Source organism: Sinorhizobium sp. NFACC03 (genome assembly GCF_900103435.1).
Taxonomy (GTDB): domain Bacteria; phylum Pseudomonadota; class Alphaproteobacteria; order Rhizobiales; family Rhizobiaceae; genus Ensifer.
Genome location: NZ_FMXF01000003.1, coordinates 84,134 through 106,484, shown reverse-complemented (window position 1 = coordinate 106,484; position 22,351 = coordinate 84,134). Strand labels below are relative to the sequence as shown.

Here is a 22,351-nt window from a genome sequence, read left to right as displayed (position 1 = left end):
TCACCTCGCCTGTTTCTTGAGGGATAGCGTGCCGATCGTGAGCAGTACGGGCACCGCGATCAGCATCGGCACGAACGCGCCGCCGAGATCACCGAAGCCTAGAGCCTTGGAAAAGGTGCCGCGGGCGATCGTCATGAAATGTGTGGTCGGGTAGATCTGGCCGATGAAGGCGCCCGCCCCTTCGAGCGAGGAGACCGGATCGATCATCCCGGAGTACTGGATTGCTGGGATGAGCGTCAGGATCGCCGTGCCGAAGATCGCGGCGATCTGGCTTGACATGAAGGTCGAGATGACGAGCCCCATGGCCGTTGCCGCCGAAACATAGATCAGGCCCGCGGCCGTCCAGGCGAGCAGACTGCCGGTGAACGGCACCCGGAAGACGAAGATCGCGAATGCGGTTAGCAACACGAAATTGAGCATCGCCAGAGCAACATAGGGAATCTGTTTGCCGATCAGGAATTCGAGCCGCGTCACCGGCGAGACATAGAGATTGACGATCGACCCCAGCTCCTTCTCGCGCACGACGCTGAGCGCCGAGAGCATGGCTGGGATCAGCATCAGTAGGAGCGGGATGACCGCCGGCACCATGGCAACGATGCTCTTGACATCAGGATTGTAGCGGAAACGCGTTTCGATCTTGAAGCTGCCGGTGGTCGCGGCCGCCCCATAGCGTTCGCGGATCTTGCCGGTCAGCCAATGGGCGTGCAGCCCCTGCACATAGCCCTTGACCGTTTCGGCACGGCTCGCCATCGCGCCGTCGATCCAGGCGGCGATCTCCACCGTATCGCCGCGCGCCGCATCGCGGGCAAAGCCCGGCGGGATCTCGATCGCCAGGCTCAGTTCGCCGTTGCGCATGCGCCGGTCGAGATCGGCATAGTCGGTGATCGGATCCTTCTCGATGAAGTAGCGCGAACCGGCAATCTCGAGGATGTAGTCGCGGCTGGTCGTTGTCTGGTCGCGGTCGAGCACCGCGAAAGTCAGGTCCTCGACATCCATGTTGATGCCGTAGCCGATGACGAACATCAGGATCACGGTGCCGATCGTGGCAAGCGTCGCGCGAATGGGATCGCGCACCAGTTCCAGCGCCTCGCGGCGGGTATAACTGAACATCCGCCCGACGTCGAAGAACCCTGGCGTCGAGGACCGCATCGTCTCGGCGTGCCGTTCGGCAATCGGCTCCAGCGGCGCTTTGGCCCTGACCACTGCGGGCGCCGGCTGCTTTGCCCCGGCGATCGCCTCTTCCAGATAAGCGATGAAGGCTTCCTCCAGCGTCGAGGCGGAACGGCTTTTCATGATACCAGCCGGGGTATCGCTGACGAGCACCTTGCCCGCATGCATCAACGACATGCGATCGCAGCGCATCGCCTCGTTCATGAAGTGGGTGGAGATGAAGATCGTCACCTGATCGTTGCGGGAGAGATCGACGAGGATCTGCCAGAAACTGTCGCGCGCCACGGGATCGACGCCGGATGTCGGTTCATCGAGGATGAGGATATCGGGTGAATGGATCAGCGCAACCGCAAGCGAGAGTCGTTGGCGCACGCCGAGCGGCAAGGCGTCCGGCAAGACCTCCATCACATCAGAAAGATCGAAGCGCTTCGCCAGTTCCTCGATCCGCTTGGGAATGCTGTCCGCCGCCATGCCGAAGAGCTTGGCATGCAGTTCCAGGTTCTGCAGGACCGTAAGCTCGGTATAGAGCGAGAAGGCCTGCGACATGTAACCGACGCGATGGCGTACCTCCATGTCGCGCGGGTCGACCTCGCGTCCAAAGAGCTTTGCCGTCCCTTCGCTGGCAGCCAGCAGGCCCGTCAGCATCTTCATCGTCGTCGTCTTGCCGCAGCCATTGGAGCCGAGGAAGCCGAAGATCTCACCGCGGCCGATGCGGAAGCTGACATTGTCGACGGCGACGAAATCGCCGAAGCGCATGGTGAGGTTGTTGGCCTCGATGGCGATGTCGCCGCCCACCCCTTCCGGACGCGGCGGGATGACGACGTCGTGGTGCTCGCGCCTGAGTTCCTCGGGAAGCAGCGCGATGAAGGCGGCGTCAAGCGTGTCGACGCCGGTCTTTTCAAGCAGTTGTTCGGGCGTGCCCGTGGCCAGCACCCGGCCCGCATCAATCGCGACCAGCCAATCGAAACGGGCCGCTTCCTCCATATAGGCGGTTGCCACGATGACGCTCATGCCCGGCCGCTCAGTGCGGATCTCATCGATCAGTTCCCAGAACTGCCGTCGTGACAAAGGGTCCACGCCGGTCGTCGGCTCGTCGAGGATCAGGAGATCGGGATCGTGGATCAGCGCGCAGCAAAGCCCGAGCTTCTGTTTCATGCCGCCGGAGAGCTTGCCCGCCGGACGGTCGGCGAAAGGGGCAAGCCCGGTGCTTTCGAGCAGGCTGGCAATCCGCCTCTCGCGCTCCTCGCGATCGTGGCCGAAGAGCCGGCCGAAGAAATCGACGTTCTCGAAGACGGAAAGGGTTGGATAGAGGTTCTTCCCAAGACCCTGCGGCATGTAGGCAATACGCGGGCAGGTCCGGCGCCGATGGCCGGCATCGGCAATGTCACCGCCAAGCACCTCGACGCGCCCCGCCTGTACGGCGCGTGCGCCGGCGACGAGTGACAGCAGGCTCGATTTCCCAACGCCGTCGGGCCCGATCAGCCCGGCCATGCAGCCCGAGGGTATGTCGAGCGTCACGTCATCCAGCGCCTCGGCCTTGCCATAGGAAAGCGTGACGGCGCCCAGACGAACCACGGGCTCTGCCGGCGGCAGGCCGGCCCGATCAGGGGCTGCCATCACTGCACCAGCGTGCCGGTCTGGCTTGCCGGCCACTCTGCATTCGGATCGACTTTCACATAGGCGACGCCCGGAAGACCGGTTTTCACCATGCGGATGTACTTCTTCAGCAGTTCCTTCGGAATTTGCGCCTTGATGCGGAAGGTCAGCTTCTGCCGCTCCTCTGCCGTCTCGACCGTCTTCGGCGTGAACTGCGCGACGTCGGCGACATAGGAAACCTTGGCGGGAATGATGTATTGCGGTGCGGCGTCCAGTACGAGCCGGACTTCGCTGCCGATCGACAGGCGTCCGGCCTGATCCGTCGGCAGGAAGAACGTCATGTAGACATCGCCGAGATCGACGAGATTAAGCACGCGGCCGCCGGCCGCCAGCACTTCGCCCGGCTGGACCACACGATACTGAATACGGCCGTCGCGCGGCGAGACCAGGGTACTGTCGTTGATGTCGGCGATGATGCTTTCGACCGACGCCTTGGCCGCCTCGACCGAGGCTTCGGCATCGACGACCTGGGACTTCGCCGAATTGATCGCCGCATTTGACGCGGCGAGCGATGCTTCCGCGGCGCTGGCGGCAGCGCGCGCGCCCTCGGCGGTGGCCCTGTCGTCGTCGAGCACCTGTTGCGAAACGGTGCTCGTCTTCACGAGTTGTTCGGACCGGGCGAGCCGCCGTTCGGCAGCGTCCAGTTGTGCGCGCCGCTGCGCGAGGACAGCCTCCGCCGCCGCCTTTTCCGCTTCGCGCTGCGTGACCAGGTTCTTCGCCGCTTCGACGCTGATGATCGCACGCTGCTGCTGCGCTTCGGCCTGCCGCTTGTGCGCTTCCAATTGCACGGTATCCATCTGGGCGAGCACCTGGCCGGCAGTGACGAAATCGCCCTCATCCACCAGGATTTCCCTTATCCGGCCTGCCGTCTTGGTCGAGATGTCGATCTCAACTGCTTCGATGCGTCCGTTGCCGCTCGCGATCCCGGCGGGTAGCGCATTGCGATCCATGTTCTGCCAGGCATAGTAGCCGCCCGCGAGCGCCAGAATGACCAGACCAACCAGGAGCCAATTCTTCCGGGCTTTTTCCATTTCAGCGTCCCACCATCAAAACGGACCACGAGAATAGCCCGCGACCACTCAAACACAACCGGGAATAGGCCCGAAGGACGAGGCTGCCGCATTGACTCATGTCAATTGCGGGTCAGGCGCCTTGGTGCCAAATGCCGGGTTGTTATTGGGATCTGTGGCTCTTGATCGCTTGGGACGGCGAAGCCCGTCCTCGCCGTTCGAGCAAACGGGACCTCTGTTCAGTACGCGCTCGGTCGGACTATCGGCCAGATCCGTGGCCGTGTGGCCTACCGCGCCAGCGCCACGCGACGTCCGCTGACGGGCTGTTCCAATACATCCATCTGCACGTCGTAAATCCGCGCCAGTTCTTCCGGCGTCATGATGTCGGAAGGCGTGCCCTCGGCAATGAGGCGGCCGGAATGGAGCGCCACGATACGGTCGCAGAAGCGGGCCGCCATATTGATCTCGTGCAGTACCGAGATGATGGTGATGCCCTTGTCCCGGCAGAGATCGCGGGTCAGTGCCAGCACCTCGAGCTGGTGGCCGATGTCGAGGGCGGAGATCGGCTCGTCGAGCAGCAGGCAGGTGGCATCCTGGGCGACGAGCATGGCGAGCCAAACGCGCTGGCGTTCCCCACCTGAAAGACTGTCGACCTCCCGGTTGACGAACGGGTCGATACCGGTGACCTCGATCGCCTCTTCGACCTTCGCCTTGTCGGCCGCCCCGAAGCGGCCGAGCGCGCCGTGCCAGGGATAGCGGCCGAGTGCGACCAGCTCCCGGGTAAGCATACCGGGTGCCGGCGGCGTATTCTGCGGCAGATAGCCGAGCCGCCGGGCGAAGGCCCGCGTTCCCCAGCCAGCAAGCGGCTTTCCCTCGAAATCGATACGCCCCGTGGTCGGCGCGAGCTGTCGCCCGATCAGCTTGAGCAGCGTCGATTTGCCGGAACCATTATGGCCGATCAGCGCGATGGAATGTCCTGCCGGGATCTCCAGCGTCAGCGGGTGCAGCAGGTTGCGCCCATCGATCGCAAAGCTCACATCATGAAGCGACAGTACGGCCTGGTCGCGGGCGATGGGTGGAGTTTCAGTCGCGTGGTTCTGCATCTTTTCGTTCCGGGCAGGATCGCTGGACCTGCTGTTGGTCTCATCGATAGATATCATTGACGGCAAAAGGTCGAGGCATTGATCGGGCAGGCTGTGCCGCATTTCTTCAGGCCGTCGAGCTTATAGCGGATGCAGCAGATCTTTCGCTGGAGACAGGCACCGCCCGCGGCATCCGGGACCGTCTGCGTCAGCCGAAAAAGGGGATGGTCCGCAGCCATCAGCGTCTCCATCTCACGCAAGCGCGCCGCAACATCGGCCGGCATGGCCTCCTGTGGCCAGAGATCATGGACATGACGGCGGGCGCGGCAAAACGCGAAGGACGCATTGCTCCAGTGCACCCGTTCGGACGTGGCCGTCACGTTCGCCATCCGGACGATCAAAGGTCGCACATTGTCTTCGACAATCCCCCGCAGGCGCGCGCTCAACGGAGCGGGAGCCGCGCGTTTCAGAGCGAACCGGACGGGCGTCGCCATATCGGATAGGCCGACCTGAACGTCCGGCAACGTCATCGAAAACCAGATGTCGTGAACGAGGCCATAGGCGATAACGGGTCTGAGCAGCCGGCCGAAGTAACCCTGCGTCCATAGCGACGCCGCGGCCCGGCGATCGCCCGGCCCCCACCGCCGCAACAGTCCATCCAGTGCGTTCGCAACCGGCCCTGGCTCGAGAATGCTGTCCAGGCTGAGGAGATCATCGTCTTCAGCCGGCACCGCGTGGCTCAGGGCTGCATCCGCGAACGGAATCGGAAGCGCCGGAAGCTGGTTCACCATCATCTCTGCCGCCCCAGAAGCCAGATGAGGTAGGGCGCGCCGACGAGGGCAGCAAAAAGGCCGAGCGGCAGTTCGTAGGGGAAGGTCGCCGTGCGGGCGCCGAAATCGGCAAGGGTCATCAGGATCGAGCCGAGCAGGAACGAGCCCGCCAGGTGCTGCGGCGTCGTGACGAGACCGGCGCGCAGGACGATATGCGGCGCGACGAGCCCGACAAAGCTCAAGGGCCCGACAAGCAGGGACGCCGCGCCGGTCGCAGCACCTGAAAGAAGCAGGAGAAGCACGCGGCTCAACCGCACCGACAGGCCGAGCGACAGGGCGATCGACGGCCCGAACGGCAGGATCGTCAGCCAGCGGCTCAACAGCAGTGCGGCGGCAAGGACGAGCAAAGAGAGAATAGCGAGGAATATTGCGGTCGCCGGCGTTGCCGTGGATGCCGAACCGCCGAGCCAGGAGAGAATTTGCCAAGACCGCTGATCACCGATCGCCAGCAGCGCCGACAGGACGGCCGAGCTGAAGGAACCGACCGCCACGCCCGCAAGCAGCAGCTTTTCCGGCGGCAGATGCCGGCGGCTGGCGAAGAGGAGCACCGCCAGCATGGCAATGAGCGCACCGAGCCCGGCGCCAGTGAAAACCACGACTGTGCCGCCATCGGGCGCGAAGGTGAGCGCTGCGGCAAACCCAAGGCCGGCACCACCGCTGACGCCGACGACCTCGGGGCTGGCCATCGCATTGCCGGTCATGCGCTGCAGGATCGCGCCGGTCACGGCCAGCAGGCCGCCGGCCGCGGCAGACGCCAGGAGCCGAGGCCATCTGAGCGGTGCCAGATCGAGCGTTTCCGCCCAGCTCAGGATCTTCCAGCCATGCCCGGACGGCCCGACGAAGAATGCGATCGCGACAAGGAACGGCACGAGAACCAGAAAGGCGGCGAATGCTGTTTTTAGATTGCCGCGATGAACGCTTTCGCGCACCTCGTGCGGCACTTCCATGCTTCGCACCTTGGGCAGAAGCCAGAGCAGCAAAGGACCACCAACGAGTGGGGTGACCGCGCCCGTCGGAAAATTCTCGCTCGAGGCGCGCGCGAGTGTCTGCACGATGCCGTCGCAGAGCCATAGGAAGAGTGCGCCGGCGAGCGGCGACAGCGCAACGATCGCCGCCGGTCGGCGGGCGCCGCAGGCGCGCACGAAGGCTGGGGCGGCAAGGCCGACGAAGCTCACCAGGCCAACCGCTGAAGCGACGAAGCCGGCAAGCGCCGTGGCGATCGCGGCAACCGCAAATCGGATGCCGCCGAGATTGACCCCCAGGCTGCGCGCGCTCGTATCGCCAAGCCCCAACAGCAGCAACGGGCGGATCAACAGACACCCGGCAAGCAGGCCAAGGAGCACCAACTCCAGGCCAAGGCTTTGGAACACTGACCAGTCCTGCTGGCTGAGCGATCCGCCGTTCCAGGTCACGAGCGACATGAGGTACTCGCCCCGCGCGAGCGTCATCGCTGCGGACAAGGCTGCGGCTGTCACCCCCACAAGCAGGCCGGAGACCACCATCGTCACCGGCTCGAAAGCGCGACGCCAACCGAGCGCGAAGACGATCGCCGCTGCGCCGGCGGCGCCGGCGAGCGCGACCAAAGTTCGGTGGCCATCGACGATCTCGGGAACATAGAGCGTCGCTGCGACGATCGCGAACTGGGCGCCCGCCGAGATGCCGAGGGTCGAGGGATCGGCAAGCGGATTGCGCAGCAATTGCTGGAGAAGCGCCCCGGATAGGCCGAGTGCGGCGCCCGCGACCAGAGCGACCGCTGCCCTCGGGAACAGGCTATAGGCCAGGATGATCTTGTCGAGCGTGAGCTCGGCGGGAGGGGCCAACAGGTCTCCCCATTGCGAAAACGGGACCTGGCTCGATGCGGCCAGCGCGAAGAGCATGAGGCCGGCGAGCAGGCTGGCCGACAGGAAGGACCATGCCCGCATCGTCATCCGCGCCGGTCTCCTGCAAGCATCGCCTCGGCAAAGAGGCGCGCAAACCGCAGGCCCGCAGTAACACCGCCGTAGGGATTGACGTTGGCGAGCTGGATGACCCGCCCCTTGCGGACCGGCTCCAACGAATTCCAGATGATGCTGTTTCGAAGGCCACTGCGCGCCTCGACGGGCACCTCGGAGACAATGACGATGCGCGCGTCGGGATCGGCCGCAAGGTTTTCGATCGGGACGGGTGCCGCAAAGGTGAAGCGCGAACGATCCGTCCAGGCATTCGGCAGCCCGAGCCGGGCGAGCATGTCGCCGAACATGCTGTCGAAACCAAAGACGCGGACATGCCGCGCGTCGCCGATATTGACGATATAGGTGGACCTGTTCGCGAAGGGGGCGACCGTCTGCCTGGGAGCTTCGATTTCGCCGGCTATTTCCTTCAGCAGCGCCTCCGCTTTGTCGGAGCGTCCGAGACGCTCGCCGAGCGCCTTCACCGCTGCGAGCGCCTTTTCGAAAGGCGGCTCGCCCCGCACATAGAATGGCAGGGAGAAAAGCGGCGCGATCCGGCCGAGCGCCGCCTCGTGGCGTACATAGAACGGCGAGATCAGGATCAGGTCCGGCCTGAGCAGGTGGAGCAGCTCGAAGTTGGGCGAACCACGCAGACCGAGATCGACGACATCTGCTGGCAATAGGGGCTCGACGGCACCGCTTCGAAACTGAATGAGCTCCGTCGCGGCAACCGGAGTAAGGCCGAGCGCGCACAGCGTCTCCAGCATCGCCCAGTCGATCGCGGCAATGCGCAAGGGCGCGCCGGCCCTGACCTCAGGCGCGGCGAAGAAAAGCGCCGCGCCGAGAAGCAGCTCCCGGCGACTGACAAAAGGACCCAATGCCCGCTCTCTCAATTCGCTACCAGCTATAGGTCAGCTTCCCCATGAACGTGCGGCCGTCGCCGTAGTAGCAGCCGAAGGAACTGCAGCTTGCGACATAGTCCTTGTCGAAGAGATTTTGAACGTTGAGCGACGCCTTGTAACCATTCTTCTTATAGGAGAGCGCGAAATCGGCGAGTACGACCGAGTCCAGGTTGAAGGTGTTGGCACTGTTGCCATAGCGCTGACCGACATAGCGCACGCCCGCCCCGACGCCGAGACCTTCGAGCGCCGTGTCTTCCTGGAAGGTGTAGTTCGCCCAGAGGCTCGCCATATGCTCCGGCACGTTTTCGACGCGATTGCCGTCGTCGGCGCCTGCTGCGATGTGGGCATCCGTGTAGGTGTAGGCCGCCCGCAAATCGAGCCCTTGTGTTATGCTCGCGACACCTTCGAGTTCCAGGCCGCGGACATTGACCTCGCCGATCTGCGACGAAATGCCGGCGATGGTGCGCAGCACATTCTTCTGCTTGAGGTCGTAGACGGCCGCCGTGAAGAAGCCGTTCCAATCCGCTGGTTCGTATTTCACGCCGAGCTCGACCTGCTCGCCCGAAGTCGGCTCGAATGGCCTGCCGTCCGGACCCGCGCCGATCACCGGCTCGAAGGACGTCGAGTAGCTGACATAGGGCGCAATGCCGTTGTCGAAGACGTAACTGAGGCCGGCCCTGCCGGTCAGCTCATGATCGTCCTGGTCGAGCGGACGGGAAACGCGCGAGAGCCCATTGAGCGACGTTCCCGAACTGCTGGTCCAATCCTGCCTGAGGCCCAACGCTGCGCGCCAGCCTCCGAGTGCCAGTTCGTCCTGCACGTAGACGCCAAGCTGCGAAAGCTCGCTATCGACAGTCGTATCGAGCGTCGGCGCGATCAGCCGGATCGGTCCGCCATAGCTTGGCGAACGCACGTCGAGCGGTGTCGCCTGGAAGAAGCGGGTCCGCACATTGTTATCGAAGTAGCGATAATCGAGGCCCACAAGCAGCGTATGGTCGACCTCGCCGGTCGAGAATTCGCCTTGCAGATTGTTGTCGATATTGACGGTGTTGAGCGCCTCGTCCTGGAAAGTCGCGTTTCGGCGGAGTGTGCGCCCGTCGGCCGCAAGACCAAGCGTCGACATGCCAAGCGATTGGTAGTCCCAGTCGAGGTCGGTGTAACGGAAGTTCTGCCGGAAGATCCAGCTCTCGCTCAGGTGCTGCTCGAGTTCGTATCCGAGGTTTGTAAGCGTGCGGCTGGAGCGGTCGAAGGATTCGTCGCCGACATAAAAATCACGCGGCAGGCGAAAGTCGGTGGCGTTCAGTGTATATTGCGGCGGCAGGCCCGAGGGCGTGCCGGGGTTGTCGTGCTGGACGCTCGCAAGGATCGTCAGTTTCGTATCCTCGTCCGGCTGCCAGGTGAGCGCCGGCGCGATAAAATAGCGATCGTTGTCCAGTTCGTGGACCTGCGCAGCGGCGTTCTTGCCAAGACCGGTCAGCCGGTATGCATAATCCGCCTCCTCGCCAAGCGTGCCGCCGAAATCGAAGAACCCACCAAAAGTCTCGTAGCTTCCACCCTGCACGCCGACTTCGCCGAAATTCTCGAAGACCGGCCGTTTGCTGATCATGCTGATGATACCGCCCGGATTGCCCTGGCCGTACATGACCGAAGCGGGTCCGCGAAGGACGTCGATGTTTTCAAGCCCGTAGATTTCAACGGCCGGTGCGCCGGCGGTGCGCATCATCCTGAGCCCGTTCAGGAACTGGACCTGGCGACCGTCGAAACCGCGGATGATCGGCGTGTCGAAACGCGGGTCGGCACCGAAGGGCTGTGCGAAAACGCCGGGCGTGTAATTCAGCGCCTGCCCCACGGTCTGGGCACCCTGCGCCTCGATCTGGTCATGGGTGATGACGGACACCGACTGCTGCGTCTCAAGCAGAGGCGCGCCGGACTTCGAAGCGGTGCGGCTCGACTTCGCCACATAACCCTCGACCGGGCCGCCGGCCTCGCCGTCGCCTTTCGCGACGATCGCCTCAAGCTTGGTCTCGGCTTGCTGCTGTGCCATGGCGGTCTGTCCGACGGACCCCATGAAAGCGACGGACGTTAACAGCAGCCAATGAACGCGTGACATGGGATGACGAAAGCCTCTGCGCGCGTGGCATCTGCGCGCTCAATCTGGAGTAATTTTGTCATCTTTCTATAGCCAAATTTTCCGGCATTCCAATAACTCGGCACAGGATTTTTCAGAACTATCAGTTATGGTACATGTGCACAGCATCGTTTTCAGTTATCGCACTCGAGGCCTCATGTCGGCTCCAAAATCGCCACGCGCCGCGACCTTCGAACTTCGCCACCTGCGCTATTTCATCGCTCTCGTGGAGGAAAAGAACTTCGAGCGGGCGGCCGCCCGGCTCGGCATTGCCCAGCCCGGCCTCAGCCAGCAGATGCTCAACCTGGAAAGCCTGGTCGGCATTCCGCTGCTGAACCGCGCGAAACGTTCCGTGCAGCTGACACTGTCGGGGCAATTGCTGTTTGACGAAGCCCGAAAGATTGTCGCCCAGGCCGACCTCGCCCTGTCGGAACTGCAACGGGTCGGCCGCGGCCAGACGGGCAGAATATCGATCGGCTATGTCGCTTCGGCCGCCTATTCGGGCGTGCTGACGGAATCTCTGACTGCTTTCCGACAGGAATTTCCCGACATCGAGCTTCAGCTTGTCGAGATCGAAATGCGCCAGCAGCTCACGATGATTTCGGAAGGCGAACTCGACTTCGGCTACATCCGCCCGCCGGCGCCGATCCCGGCCGGCCTGACGACGACCACCGTGTTGCGCGAGCCGCTGGTCGTGGCGCTGCCGGAGGCGCATCCCCTCGCCGCCCAGCATGCGATCGATCTCGCAGCGCTCTCGGACCAGACCTTCATAACGCCGCGCCAACCCGCCGATGTCGGCTTCCACTCCAATACACTCGACGCCTGCAAGGACGCTGGGCTCACGCCAAAGGTCAGCGCGACGGGCCGTGATTTCACCACCATCATGAGCATGGTCGCCGTGGGGCTCGGCATCGCGCTTGTGCCGCAGTCGCTACATTGCCTGCAGCTTCCCGGCGTGCGCTATGTTTCACTGGCGCGAAACCGCGTCACGTCGGACCTCGCCGTCGCCTATCGCAAGGTCGAAGGCTCGGCGGCCGTGCGCGCCTTCGTCGCCCACCACCGGCGAGGCGCCTAGGGCTTCGCGCAGACCTTCGCGGATCGCGGCGCGCGTCGGTAACGTCAGAGATGCTGCGGATGGCGCGGATCATCATGCGGCTTCAGAAGGAAGCGACGGGCCACGTCGCGATAGCCGCAATAGACGAGGCCGCCGTTGATCGCCAGCAGCGCACGTCTGTGCCGGCGATAGAGCGCCGGGATCTGGTACCAGGGAATACCCGGCCGCTGGTGATGCAGCACATGCAGGTTGTTGTAGAGAAACAAGAGACCGAAAAGCGGCGTGTCTTCGACGATCGCCGTCCGTTCCTCCTGATGGCCGGCATAACGATGTTCCGCATAGGAGCGAAGCCTGGTCAGCGCCGCACCGACATAGACGAAGCCGAAAAGGTAGAGCCAGAGCGGCATGCCGCAGACCGCGACGACCCAGGCGAGCACGATGGCGACGCCTGCCCCGTGCGAGAGCCAGATCCTTGCCCGCTCCCTGTCACCCCGCACGATCAGCACCAGTTCCTGTGCGAGGAAGCTCAGGATCATGACCAGCGGCCCGAGCGTCAGCCGGCCGAGCAATGTCGTATTCCACTCTGCAAGCTTCCGCCCCACCTTGCCCATGCCTTCCCAGGCGGCCCGGGTGAAATAGGAGGACTCCGGATCCTCGATCGGATCCGTCAGATGTTCGTCGCGATGGTGGACGAGGTGGCCTTCCAGATAGATCGCATAGGGCAGCCAGAGAGACAGCGGCGGCCATCCGATCGCATCGTTAATGCGCTGATTGCGCGTAGGGTGCCCGTGAATGACTTCGTGCTGCAGCGACCCGTGCCAGGCAATGAGCCAACCGCCAAGACCGATCACGAGGACAATCGGAAGCGACTGCCAGAACCAGGTCAGAGCGAGAAAGCCACCATAGATGACGAGGGCCAGAGCAACGGTCTGCCATTCCACGTGGGCGATGGCAGTTAGGTTCGATTGTGGGGGCAGCGCATCAGTCGACATGCGGTCTCCGGCCGGAAAAGCGATAGATTTCAATCGCCAATATAAAAAGCCGGCCAATGGGAACGCGCCGCATGGCTTTGCGGCGAAGCGGCGCAAACTGGAATACTGCTTGCGCCAAACGTCACACAGGTAAAATATTTATTCTATGTAATTTATATTCTATTTCTCGACCGTTATTTTCGCAACGGGTCGCCATGAAACGCTACCGATGAACCGTCAGGCGATCGTCGGGTACCCCTGACCGGCGGCATCGCGATCAAGCGCTGCCAGGGCCTCGTAGTCGCTGTCTCCGAGCAGGCTGATACCGCGCAGCGAAAGCGTATCGCAGATCTCCGCAAGCGCCGGATCGGCAATGGTTTCCGCAAGCACGCGGCGCAGCAGCACGAGATCCTTTGCCGGCGTCGATGCCGCGGTGATGAAAGGCAGACCCGGACCCTTTTTTGTCTCCGCCAGGATGCGCACGCCAGCGACGCGATCGGGGTCGAAGCGCAAGGTGTTGCCGAAGGTCACGCAGTCGATCGCCGCGATATCGGCGACCCCGCTCGAAACCGCGTCGATGCTCGCCACATGGCCGCCGGTCTGAAGCACCGACGAGAAGAACCGGCCGTCGATCGCATGGGGCGCCACAGAGGCGCGGAACAGGTTGTAGCCGGAATTGCTGCCGGGATCGTTGATCGCCGCGCGTGCCCCCCGCAGATCTTCGATCGAGCGCGCGGCGGACTTGGCGTTGACGATGATGAAGCTGCATTTGAGCGGACCATCGCAGCCCGGCAGTCCGTAGACCGGCGTCGCCACCAGTTGCAGCTGACCGCGCAGGCGCTGGACATAGGGATAGCCGCAGGTCTGGCCGAACAGGAGGTCGGGACGAAGCCACGCCTCGTCATAGCGCATATCCTCTTGCAGAGCCGTGGGCGCATCGACCCCCACGGCGCGAAGGCGGTCCGCCAGCGCCTCCCAGAACTGCCGCATCGCGTCCTTCAGCGGCGCCGGACTGACATACATGGCAAGACTTGCGATGGGCATGAGCGACCTCGGAGCAACCTCGTGAAGGCGATCAAAAACCTATGCATTGCATAGACTTAATTCGCAAACGAAATCTAAGCGACCCCGAGCGCCACCCCAACAATAAAAGACTATTGCACGCGCTTCAGGATCTCTGCCGCGACTTCCGTGGCGCTCGCCGGATTCTGGCCGGTGATCAGTTCGCGGTCGACGATCATGTTCGGCTGGAAGGGCGTATCACCGTTGGCGATTGCGCCGCCCGCCAAGGCTAGCGCATCCTGCGGATAGAACTTCATCTCGCCGCCCTTCAGCAGCGGCTTGGCCATTTCTTCCTCGCCATTGCTGAAGACCGTCATCCGATAGCCGGCATAGATCCAGCCGGCATCGGCGGCAGCCTGACGGCCCGCTGCCAGTTCGCCGGTAAACGCAACTGGCTCGGACAATGTCGACAGAAGCGCGATCGGCCCGTGGCACATCAGGGCGGTCGTCTTGCCGCTCGCGTGAAAATGCCGAAGCAACTCGCCGAGGTCCGCGTCGACAAGCAAATCCTGCATCGGCGCATGCCCGCCCGGAACATAGACGGCATCGAAATGGTCGTAGCCGATCTGTTCCACCCGCGACAGACTGACAACCGGTGTCTCGGCCGGCGAGGTGATCTTGAGCTTGCCGAGCAGCGCTTCGCTTTCCCGCATCGCCGTTTCATCGCCGCCGAAATACATCCTGTCGATCGACGTACGGTCGACGCTGGGGGCCATGCCCTTCGGCGTCGCAAAGGTCACCTCATGACCGGCGTCCATGAACGCCTTTACCGGCTGCATCAATTCGTTGAGGTAGAAGCCGGTCTCGAAAACCTTGCCATCCTTGAGGTCCAGGCTGTTTTCATCCGAAAGCACTACCAGGATATTGGCGGCATACGCGTGCGTGGCGCCGAGGACGATTGCCATCGTGGCTGCCAGGTTCATCAGCATTTTCATCTCTAAGTCTCCGAATGGAGGTCTCACGGCCTCCTGCAACTGGGGTGCTTCAGGCGACGAGAACGTCGCGCAGGGCCTCACCGACGCCTGTGGCGGACTGCGGATTCTGGCCGGTGATCAATCGGCCATCGACGACCACCTTCGACGTCCAGTCCGGCGCCGGGTGATGCCGCGCGCCGCGCTCGACGAGCATGGTGGCGAGCAGGAAGGGCACGGTCTTGTCGAGACCGACGGCGCGTTCTTCTGAATCGGTGAAGGCGCTGACATCGCGACCGGACACCAGGTAGCTGCCGCCGGAAAGCTTGACGTTTACGAGCGCCGCCGGGCCATGGCACACCGCCGCGACAGCACCGCCGGCCTCGAAGATCGAACGGGTCACCCGGTCGACCGCGCCGCTTTGCGGCAGGTCCCACATGGCGCCGTGGCCGCCGGCGAAAAAGATCGCAGCGTAGCGCGAGGGGTCGACCTCATCGAGCTTGGCGGTCGTGCGGATCGCGGCGCGAAACGCCTCGTCGTTCCAATAGCGCTGGTTGATCGTGTCTTCGAGATCGAGACCGTCGATCGGCGGTTCACCCCCTTTGATCGACGCGAATTCGACGGAGATCCCAGCCGCTTCGAGCACGGCCAGCGGGTGCGTGACCTCACCGAGATAGAAGCCGGTCGGCTGGCCGCCGTCGCCCTTGGTGCCGTGGCTGGTGAGAACGAAAAGCACGGGTTTTCCGGCTAACGGGGCTGTCTCCGTCATCATCACTTCCCTTTTTGGAATGGGCCCGACGTCGCGGGCGTTGCTGATGGCGTCTATTTATTAGCTTCGATATCGGCGATAAATTCGCCTTTAGGGAAATGATTTGGTCTTGAAAGGCAAAAATGCGTCGCTTCGATCACCTCGCCGATGTCGAGGCTTTCATCACGGTCATGGACAGGGGTTCGATGACGGCCGGCGCCGTGGCGCTTGGTACGACGCCTTCGGTGCTAAGCCGGGCGATCACCCGGCTGGAAACGAAGCTCGGGACCCAACTGATGCGGCGAACGACGCGGCGCATCAGCCTTACGGAAGCGGGACGCACCTATCTGGAACAGGTCCGCTCGGCGTTCGAGACGATCGACCAGGCCGAGCGGGCCGTTCAGGGCGAGGGCGTTCTGGCCGGGCGGGTCCGCCTCAGCGTTTCCACCACCTACGGTCATTTCCGCCTGCCGGAAAAGCTGACACGCTTCGCGCTGAAGCACCCGTCCGTCATCGTCGAATTGTCGGTTGCCAACCGCAACGTCGATCTGGTCGCCGAAGGCTACGACCTCGCCATACGACTTGGTCAGCTTCCCGATAGCGGCATGATCGGGCGAAAACTCGAGGACGCACCGCTAAGGTTGGTGGCATCTCCCACCTATGTGGCGCGGCGCGGACTGCCGCGCTCGATCGACGATCTCGTGACGCATACGTGCTTGCCGTTCATCATGCCGAGAACCGGCCGTCCCGGGCCGTGGCTGTTCCGGGTCGATGGGAATGACATCGAGTGGGTGCCGCAGGGTCCTGTCCATATCGAGAATGATGTCCTCGGCACCGTGTCGCTGGCGGAAGCAGGCCTTGGCATATGCCAGACCTACGACTTCGTCGTGCGCGATCGCCTGGCGCGGGGAAGCCTGGCTGAACTGCTGCCGGATTCCGGCGGCCGGTCGCGTCCCTTCTCCCTCATCTATTCGCCGCATCGCCACCTCTCGGCCGCAACGCGAGCGCTGATCGATTGCCTCTTGGAGTAAGCTGAACAGGCAAAGGCTGCCGCAGGACATGCGGCAGCCCGCGCATAGGACGCCTCAGCCGTGCCAGTGCGAGCAGCGGATCACGCTGCAGAAATTACCGCGGTGGAAGTACGGATCCTTGTCGGCGATGACATCGGCCTTGACGTTGCCGAAGGTCGTTTCGGGCTTGTGCTTGATGCCATCGTAGAAGGCCTGGATGATATCCTCCTTGAAATCAGGCGTGCGCGGGAAGGCATTGACGACTGCTTCGCGCTCGGCGTCGGAATATTGCTTGTAGGTGAGACCGAGCACGTCCATTTCGACACCGGCGGTCACGAGCGCCACGACCGGATGCATGTGCTCGGGCACGCCCGGCGTGGTGTGCAGCGCAATTGCCGTCCAGACCGTGTAGGCTTCTGCTTCCGAAATGCCGTGACCGCGCAAAAAGTCGCGCGCCGCATGGGCGCCGTCGACTTCGAAGCGCTCATGCTTGCTGCTGTGGCTCGGCATCAGGCCGATGTCATGAAACATCGCACCGGCATAGAGCAGTTCGCGGTCGAAGGTCAGCGCGCTATGAATGCCCGCGAGTGCACCGAAATGATAGACGCGGCTCGAATGGTTGAAGAGCAGTTCCGTCTCGGTGTCGCGGATGTACTCGGTAATGGCTTTTGCAAGTTTGCTATCGGGAATGGCGGCGTCTTTGACGATGAGCGACATTGCTTTCTCCTGCGCTTTCTACTCGCCAGCAGGATAGAAATCGCCTATTTTGTCTGCAATCGGCGTGATACGTGATATCAGGACAAATCCAGATGGAGGCGGACGCACATGCAGGCGAAGACGAGAACGATCGTGATGGTGGCGCTACCCGGCGTTCAACTTCTCGACGTCTCCGGCCCGTTGGATGTCTTTGCAGAAGCGAATGCGCAAGTCGGCCGCGAGGCCTATAGCCCTCTCGTCGCAGCAGCCGAGCCAGGACCGCTCCGCAGCTCGTCGGGCGTGCGGCTGATGCCGGACCGCGTCATCGGCCGCGACTTCGATGACACGATCGACACGCTTCTTGTCGCCGGATGCCCGAATGCGGCGGAAGTGCCGGCAGATGGGGTCGTTCTGGATTGGCTGCGGCAGCGGGCTCCCACGGTCCGGCGCTATGGCTCGGTCTGCAGCGGCGCCTTTTTCCTCGCGGCAGCTGGCTTGCTTACGGGGCGACGCGTGACGACGCACTGGGCCGTCGCCGAAGAACTCGCGCGGCGCTTTCCTGACGTCACCGTCGACGAGGACGCGATCCATGTCAGCGACGGGCCGGTGCGCACGGCGGCCGGCGTGACGGCGGGGCTCGACCTGGCGCTGGCACTGGTCGAGGAGGACCTCGGGCATGAGATCGCCAAACGCGTGGCGAGCCAGCTGGTGATGTTCTTCAAAAGGCCCGGCGGGCAGATGCAGTTCAGCCGCAAGGGCGAGGCCATGCCAGCGGGCCGGTCCGCGCTTCAGGAATTGCAGCGCTGGATCGCGGCCAATCCCGCGCACGATCACAGCGTTGCAAGCCTCGCCAGCCGGATGGATCTCAGCCCGCGCCATTTCTCCCGGCTCTTCCGCAGCGAAGTCGGCATCACCCCGGCAACCTGGGTCGAGGAGGCGCGGGTCAACGCTGCCCGCCGCCTTCTCGAGCAGGGACACGAAGCGCCCAAGCAGGTCGCCGCTCAATGCGGCTTTTCCGATGCCGATACGCTGCGCCGTGCCTTCATGCGCCATGTCGGCGTGACGCCGGCAGAGTACCGAAAGCGCTTCGCCAGCCCGGCTCTTCCGGCCGGATAAACTGGCAGGCTGCCGCCCCTACTCGGCCGCCTGAACCCTGCCCCGCTGTGTGCCCATATAGGGAAGCGCGAAGAGATAGAGGCCGGTCGGCACAAGCACGGCAAGCGGCGGCAGTGGCATGAGATAGACCCATTCGGGAAGCGTCGTCAGAGCCATGCCGGCAAAGATCGCCGCAACGGCCAGGGAGAAAAGCACCGACGTCCAGCGATGGATTGTTCGGATGAGAGCGGTCATTTCTGGCACCTCGTTGTTTGAGAAAGGGTCCTGAAGCCGGGAGATGGTCAGTCGAGCTTTGCGACAACTTCGGCCAGCTGGTCGATGAAGCGTCCCCACCCGACGGTTGCGCCCTGGTAGTAAGACTTCTGATCCGCCTTGAAGCCGCGCTGTTCCATACGCAAGTTGGTGCCGCCGTTGGTGGGAACGAGTGTCCAGGTGACGACGCTGGTGAGATCTTTTGTGTCCCAGCGATAGGCGAGCGAGCGGTCCTTCTCGATCGTTTCGACTTCGCAATCGACCTGTCCCCAGTCGGCCGAAAGCGTGAAGCGACGGCCCACTTCGGGCACGAAATCGTTCCGCATCAGCCATTCGGCAATCAGATGGGGCTGGGTCAGCGCGCGCCAGATCTTTTCCGGCGCATGAGAAAATTCGCGTTCGACCACGACAGAGCGTGTTGTTTCGGTTGTTTCGTTCATTGGTCCATTCTCTTTAGTAAATCATCGAGATCATCGAAACGCTCCTGCCAGAAGCTGGCCATCTCGGTCGTCCAATCGACCAGGGTGGCAAGAGCTTCGCGCTTGGCGCTGTAATAGGTGTAACGGCCTTCATGCCGATCGTGCACGAGCCCTGCCGCCTTCAGGATCTTCAGATGTTTGGACACGACCGGCTGCGAAACCCCGGCATCGGCCAGCAATCCGACGACCGTCGTATCTCCTTGGCGGCAGAGGTGTTCGAAGAGCCCGCGACGTGTGGGATCTGCAAGCGCCCGAAATACCGCATCCTGTAACTGCGACATGTCTCATACCCAATTGGCTATGGGATGACATATAGCCAATTGACTATGCGTTTGTCAAATGCTTTGCGGAAACCCGTTTTCCAGGTCGGTCCGTCCGCGGAATTGGAGCAGATAGGCGAGAGACCAACTACTTCGGGGAGACGTCGGTCGCCTCGCCGATCGCGTGGAAATGCCCGCCCGCGACATAGTGCAGGCTGCGCAAGGCCGGGTCAGCCGTCTCGAACATCCAGTGCCCATCGCGAAACACGCGATCATCCGCCCAGACCGCGATGACCTCGCCGATGAAGAGCTCATAGCGGCCCTGAATGGATGGCTCGGAGATCGTTCGGCAGACCAGCCAGGCGGAACAACCGGCAACGAAGGGCAGGTCATATTCCGGCATCTCGAAGAGTTCCACGCCGGACCTGCGAAGCTTGTCGGGCTCGTCGTGCCGGCCGCCATGCTCTTCTACCAGCGCGGTTTGATGGATGCCGAGACGCTTGAAGTCTACCGCATCTGCTCGCGGCTCGATGCGGAGGACCCGGCCACGGTCTTGCGCCGCTACCGGATCGGTTCGGAATGGCTGGTTCAGCTGGAAAACAATGGCGCCTCTTGAGGCAGCCGGGCGGGGCTCCCCGGACCGTGGTTGAGGCCGTCCCCGAAGTGGCACAGGGCCGGTGCGCTCCGGCCCCGCCCGATGGTTCAAACTACCATGTCTTGCTGAGCTTGAGCGTGACGGTCCGGGCGTCGCCGTAACCGCAGACGAGCACGCCGCTGCAACCGCTCACATATTCCTTGTCGAAAAGGTTGGTGACGTTGAGAGCGGCACCCCAGCCATCCTTTTCATAGCGCAGCCCGGCATCGAACACCGTCGAGGAGGGTACCTTCGCCGTATTCTCCTTGTCCGCCCAGCTTTCGCCGCGGTAGCGAACACCAGCACCGAGGCTGACGCCCTCAAGCGCACCCTGCTGCACGGTGTAGTCGATCCACAGCGAAGCCTGCGCATCGGGGACGAGATAGGGCGCCTTGCCGACCAGCACCCGGTTCGCGTCCTCGGTCACCTCGATATCCATGAAATCGAGGCCGGCGATCACCTTCCAGCTCTCGTTGAGATTGACCTTGCCTTCGAACTCGATGCCACGGGAGCGCACTTCGCCGGTTTGGGTGGAAATGCTCGTCAGCGGGTCGGTGACGAGAGCATTGCGTTTGGTCAGCTGGTAGATCGACGCCGTCAGCACACCATCGAAGAAGGTCGGTTCGTACTTGACCCCGGCTTCGAACTGTTCGCCCTCCTCGGGTTTGGTGTTGCCGGTCGCCGTTACCGCCACGATCGGATTGAAGAAGGTCGCGACGCTGACATAGGGGGTCAGCCCATTGTCGAATTCATAGGCAAGTCCGGCGCGGCCGCTGACGGCGCCTTCGCTGTAATCGAAGCTCGAATTCTGCGTCGGAGCCCAGAAGGTGGGGCCGTTATCGGTCTTCGTGTCGACGTAGTCGTATCGGCCATTGAGCGTGACAAGCCAACCGTCGCCGAAGCGAATCTGATCCTGCGCGTAGACGCCAAGCTGCTGCTGGGTGATCACCTGGTTGATATAGATGGCGTTGGCCGGTTGCGGTGCGCCATAGTCCGGATCCGTGGCGCTGATCGGCGTTCCCGCGGACGACGCCTGAACGTGGTCCAGGCGGAAGAGCTTGTAGTCCAGCCCGACCAGCAGCGTATGATCGAGCGCGCCAGTCTCGAATTCGCCCTCGAGACGATTGTCGACGCTGAACGTATCGACCTTGGAGGTCGCCTCGAAGCCCAGGCGATAAAGCAGATTGTCCGGGGTGGCAGGCGTCGGCGAAACCGGGAACGGCAGGCTTGGATCGTAGTAGCCGTAGGTGTACGGGCCGTTCTCATGCTTGTAGAGGTGGCCGTAGCGCAGGTTCTGGCTGAACTGCCAACCGCTATCGAACTCGTGCTTGAACTTGTAGCCGAGCATCTGCTGCACATAGGTGCCGGTATCGATAGCCGGTTCGCCGAAGAAGGCCTTGCGATCGATCTTGCCGAACGGCGCATCGACGACCGTACCGACATAGGGCAGGAAGCCGCCACCGGTATGGACCTGATCAAGGCCCTGCAGCAGGCCGTAAACGGTCAGGCTGGTCGCATCGTCGGGCTGATAGGTGATCTGCGGCAGGATGAAGCCGCGCAGGTCTTCCGAATGGTCGGTGTAGTTGTTGCCGCCGGAGACCTTGCCGATGACGCGGTAGTTGATCGCATCATCCAATGAGCGGTTCACGTCGATGCCAAGGAAGGCATTGCCGTTGTTGTTGATGCCGGTTTCCACGTAGGTCGAGGTCTCGTCACTCGGCCGCTTGCTGATGAGGCTGACGATGCCGCCGGGATTGGCGCCGCCATAGAGCACCGAAGCCGGCCCTTTCAGCACCTCGACGCGCTCCAGCATGAAGGGATCGATCTGGAAACCGCCGAAACCATAGGAGAAGAGGTTGAGGCCGTCGAGGAAGACGCCGGTCTGCGTGGCATCGAAGCCGCGGATGTAGAACCAGTCGGTATCCGGATCGACGCCGAAGGGCTCGGCCATCACGCCGGGCGTATAGCGAAGCGCCTCGTCGATCTTGTTGACGACGCCGCGATCGTCCAGCTCATCGCGGCCGATGACCGATACGGACTGGGGAATTTCGTTGATCGGCGTTGCCGACTTCGAGCCGGTGGTGGTCGCCTTGGCGACATAGCCTTCGACCGGACCGGTTGCGTCGTCTGCGGTCGCTCCAGCCTGGACCTCGATCTTTTCCAGCCAGGTCGCCGGCGCGTCCTGCGCCATCGCGGCGCCCGCCGCCAGAATTGCAATACCGGCTACCCCACCTGCCAGCCATTCGGCGAAACGTGCCGCCCTGCCACTCACCATCATCTCGTCATCGCCCTGAGCCGCCCATCGCGCCAATCCCCGGGGCGATATGCAGCGTTAGAAAGTAATCCCTATAAGATGAGTGTCTATATCAACTATTATGCCGGCGCTTGGAGCGATCCGCGACAATTGAACGATCCTGGGCTATTTACAGCGAACAACCGCCCACACCTGCGG

Annotated in this window: 21 protein-coding genes; 4 read left to right on the top strand and 17 right to left on the bottom strand. The window is 63.0% G+C overall.

Annotation, left to right across the window (positions count from 1 at the left end):
* The 7 genes from rbbA to BLU35_RS07415 form a co-directional block, all read right to left on the bottom strand.
* Positions 1-2,787, bottom strand: coding sequence for a ribosome-associated ATPase/putative transporter RbbA (rbbA, locus tag BLU35_RS07445; protein ID WP_093232568.1), 2,787 nt, complete (start codon positions 2,785-2,787; stop codon positions 1-3).
* Entirely contained in the window at positions 2,787-3,857 is a 1,071-nt protein-coding gene (locus BLU35_RS07440; RefSeq protein ID WP_093232567.1) for an HlyD family secretion protein, read from the bottom strand. Before BLU35_RS07440 ends, rbbA begins: the two co-directional genes overlap by 1 nt.
* A 266-nt stretch (positions 3,858-4,123) precedes the next feature.
* Positions 4,124-4,939: an ATP-binding cassette domain-containing protein gene (locus BLU35_RS07435; protein WP_093232566.1), complete on the bottom strand. Its 816-nt coding sequence runs from the start codon at positions 4,937-4,939 to the stop codon at positions 4,124-4,126.
* A 53-nt stretch (positions 4,940-4,992) separates the two neighbouring features.
* Positions 4,993-5,712: a siderophore-iron reductase FhuF gene (fhuF, locus tag BLU35_RS07430; protein ID WP_093232565.1), complete on the bottom strand. Its 720-nt coding sequence runs from the start codon at positions 5,710-5,712 to the stop codon at positions 4,993-4,995.
* Positions 5,709-7,676, bottom strand: a complete 1,968-nt coding sequence (fhuB, locus tag BLU35_RS07425) for a Fe(3+)-hydroxamate ABC transporter permease FhuB (RefSeq protein WP_093232564.1) — start codon at positions 7,674-7,676, stop codon at positions 5,709-5,711. Before fhuB ends, fhuF begins: the two co-directional genes overlap by 4 nt.
* Positions 7,673-8,554 (bottom strand): iron-siderophore ABC transporter substrate-binding protein, encoded by an 882-nt coding sequence (locus tag BLU35_RS07420; RefSeq protein WP_502688141.1) that lies wholly within the window; start codon positions 8,552-8,554, stop codon positions 7,673-7,675. The genes fhuB and BLU35_RS07420 overlap by 4 nt, the downstream gene beginning before the upstream one ends.
* A gap of 19 nt (positions 8,555-8,573) precedes the next feature.
* Positions 8,574-10,622 carry a TonB-dependent siderophore receptor gene (locus BLU35_RS07415; protein WP_286161453.1) on the bottom strand — a complete coding sequence of 683 codons (2,049 nt, stop codon included), beginning with the start codon at positions 10,620-10,622 and terminating at the stop codon, positions 8,574-8,576.
* Between the two features lie 241 nt (positions 10,623-10,863).
* Here BLU35_RS07415 and BLU35_RS07410 point away from each other — a divergent pair, with 241 nt between their 5' ends.
* Positions 10,864-11,781, top strand: coding sequence for a LysR family transcriptional regulator (locus BLU35_RS07410; RefSeq protein WP_093232561.1), 918 nt, complete (start codon positions 10,864-10,866; stop codon positions 11,779-11,781).
* A gap of 44 nt (positions 11,782-11,825) precedes the next feature.
* On the opposite strand, the gene BLU35_RS07405 is transcribed toward BLU35_RS07410, so the two are convergent.
* From BLU35_RS07405 to BLU35_RS07390, 4 genes are all read right to left on the bottom strand, one after another.
* Positions 11,826-12,752 carry a fatty acid desaturase gene (locus BLU35_RS07405; RefSeq protein WP_093232560.1) on the bottom strand — a complete coding sequence of 309 codons (927 nt, stop codon included), beginning with the start codon at positions 12,750-12,752 and terminating at the stop codon, positions 11,826-11,828.
* A 216-nt stretch (positions 12,753-12,968) separates the two neighbouring features.
* Complete coding sequence (locus tag BLU35_RS07400) at positions 12,969-13,775, bottom strand: phosphate/phosphite/phosphonate ABC transporter substrate-binding protein (RefSeq protein ID WP_093232559.1); 807 nt, start codon at positions 13,773-13,775, stop codon at positions 12,969-12,971.
* A 110-nt stretch (positions 13,776-13,885) separates the two neighbouring features.
* Entirely contained in the window at positions 13,886-14,728 is an 843-nt protein-coding gene (locus BLU35_RS07395; RefSeq protein WP_093232558.1) for a type 1 glutamine amidotransferase domain-containing protein, read from the bottom strand.
* Between the two features lie 49 nt (positions 14,729-14,777).
* On the bottom strand, positions 14,778-15,473 hold the full coding sequence (locus BLU35_RS07390; protein WP_502688140.1) for a type 1 glutamine amidotransferase domain-containing protein: 696 nt from the start codon (positions 15,471-15,473) through the stop codon (positions 14,778-14,780).
* Positions 15,474-15,595: 122 nt separating this feature from the next.
* On the opposite strand from BLU35_RS07390, the gene BLU35_RS07385 reads away from it, so the two are divergent.
* A complete protein-coding gene (locus BLU35_RS07385; protein ID WP_093232556.1) occupies positions 15,596-16,483 on the top strand; it encodes a LysR family transcriptional regulator in 888 nt (295 codons plus the stop codon).
* Positions 16,484-16,537: 54 nt separating this feature from the next.
* Here BLU35_RS07385 and BLU35_RS07380 read toward each other — a convergent pair whose 3' ends face one another.
* Positions 16,538-17,179 (bottom strand): HD domain-containing protein, encoded by a 642-nt coding sequence (locus BLU35_RS07380; RefSeq protein WP_093232555.1) that lies wholly within the window; start codon positions 17,177-17,179, stop codon positions 16,538-16,540.
* 108 nt (positions 17,180-17,287) lie between these two features.
* Here BLU35_RS07380 and BLU35_RS07375 point away from each other — a divergent pair, with 108 nt between their 5' ends.
* Positions 17,288-18,274, top strand: a complete 987-nt coding sequence (locus tag BLU35_RS07375) for a GlxA family transcriptional regulator (RefSeq protein WP_093232554.1) — start codon at positions 17,288-17,290, stop codon at positions 18,272-18,274.
* Positions 18,275-18,292: 18 nt separating this feature from the next.
* Here BLU35_RS07375 and BLU35_RS07370 read toward each other — a convergent pair whose 3' ends face one another.
* The 4 genes from BLU35_RS07370 to BLU35_RS07355 form a co-directional block, all read right to left on the bottom strand.
* Positions 18,293-18,508, bottom strand: coding sequence for a hypothetical protein (locus BLU35_RS07370; protein WP_058322342.1), 216 nt, complete (start codon positions 18,506-18,508; stop codon positions 18,293-18,295).
* A gap of 47 nt (positions 18,509-18,555) precedes the next feature.
* Positions 18,556-18,966, bottom strand: a complete 411-nt coding sequence (locus BLU35_RS07365) for an SRPBCC family protein (RefSeq protein ID WP_093232553.1) — start codon at positions 18,964-18,966, stop codon at positions 18,556-18,558.
* Positions 18,963-19,286 (bottom strand): ArsR/SmtB family transcription factor, encoded by a 324-nt coding sequence (locus BLU35_RS07360; protein ID WP_058322340.1) that lies wholly within the window; start codon positions 19,284-19,286, stop codon positions 18,963-18,965. Before BLU35_RS07360 ends, BLU35_RS07365 begins: the two co-directional genes overlap by 4 nt.
* Before the next feature lie 127 nt (positions 19,287-19,413).
* Entirely contained in the window at positions 19,414-19,740 is a 327-nt protein-coding gene (locus BLU35_RS07355; RefSeq protein ID WP_353615022.1) for a flavin reductase family protein, read from the bottom strand.
* On the opposite strand from BLU35_RS07355, the gene BLU35_RS35580 reads away from it, so the two are divergent.
* Positions 19,714-19,881, top strand: a complete 168-nt coding sequence (locus tag BLU35_RS35580; RefSeq protein ID WP_176907157.1) for a hypothetical protein — start codon at positions 19,714-19,716, stop codon at positions 19,879-19,881. The genes BLU35_RS07355 and BLU35_RS35580 overlap by 27 nt on opposite strands.
* A 91-nt stretch (positions 19,882-19,972) precedes the next feature.
* Here BLU35_RS35580 and BLU35_RS07350 read toward each other — a convergent pair whose 3' ends face one another.
* Entirely contained in the window at positions 19,973-22,177 is a 2,205-nt protein-coding gene (locus tag BLU35_RS07350) for a TonB-dependent siderophore receptor (RefSeq protein WP_093232552.1), read from the bottom strand.
* Positions 22,178-22,351: the final 174 nt, after the last annotated feature.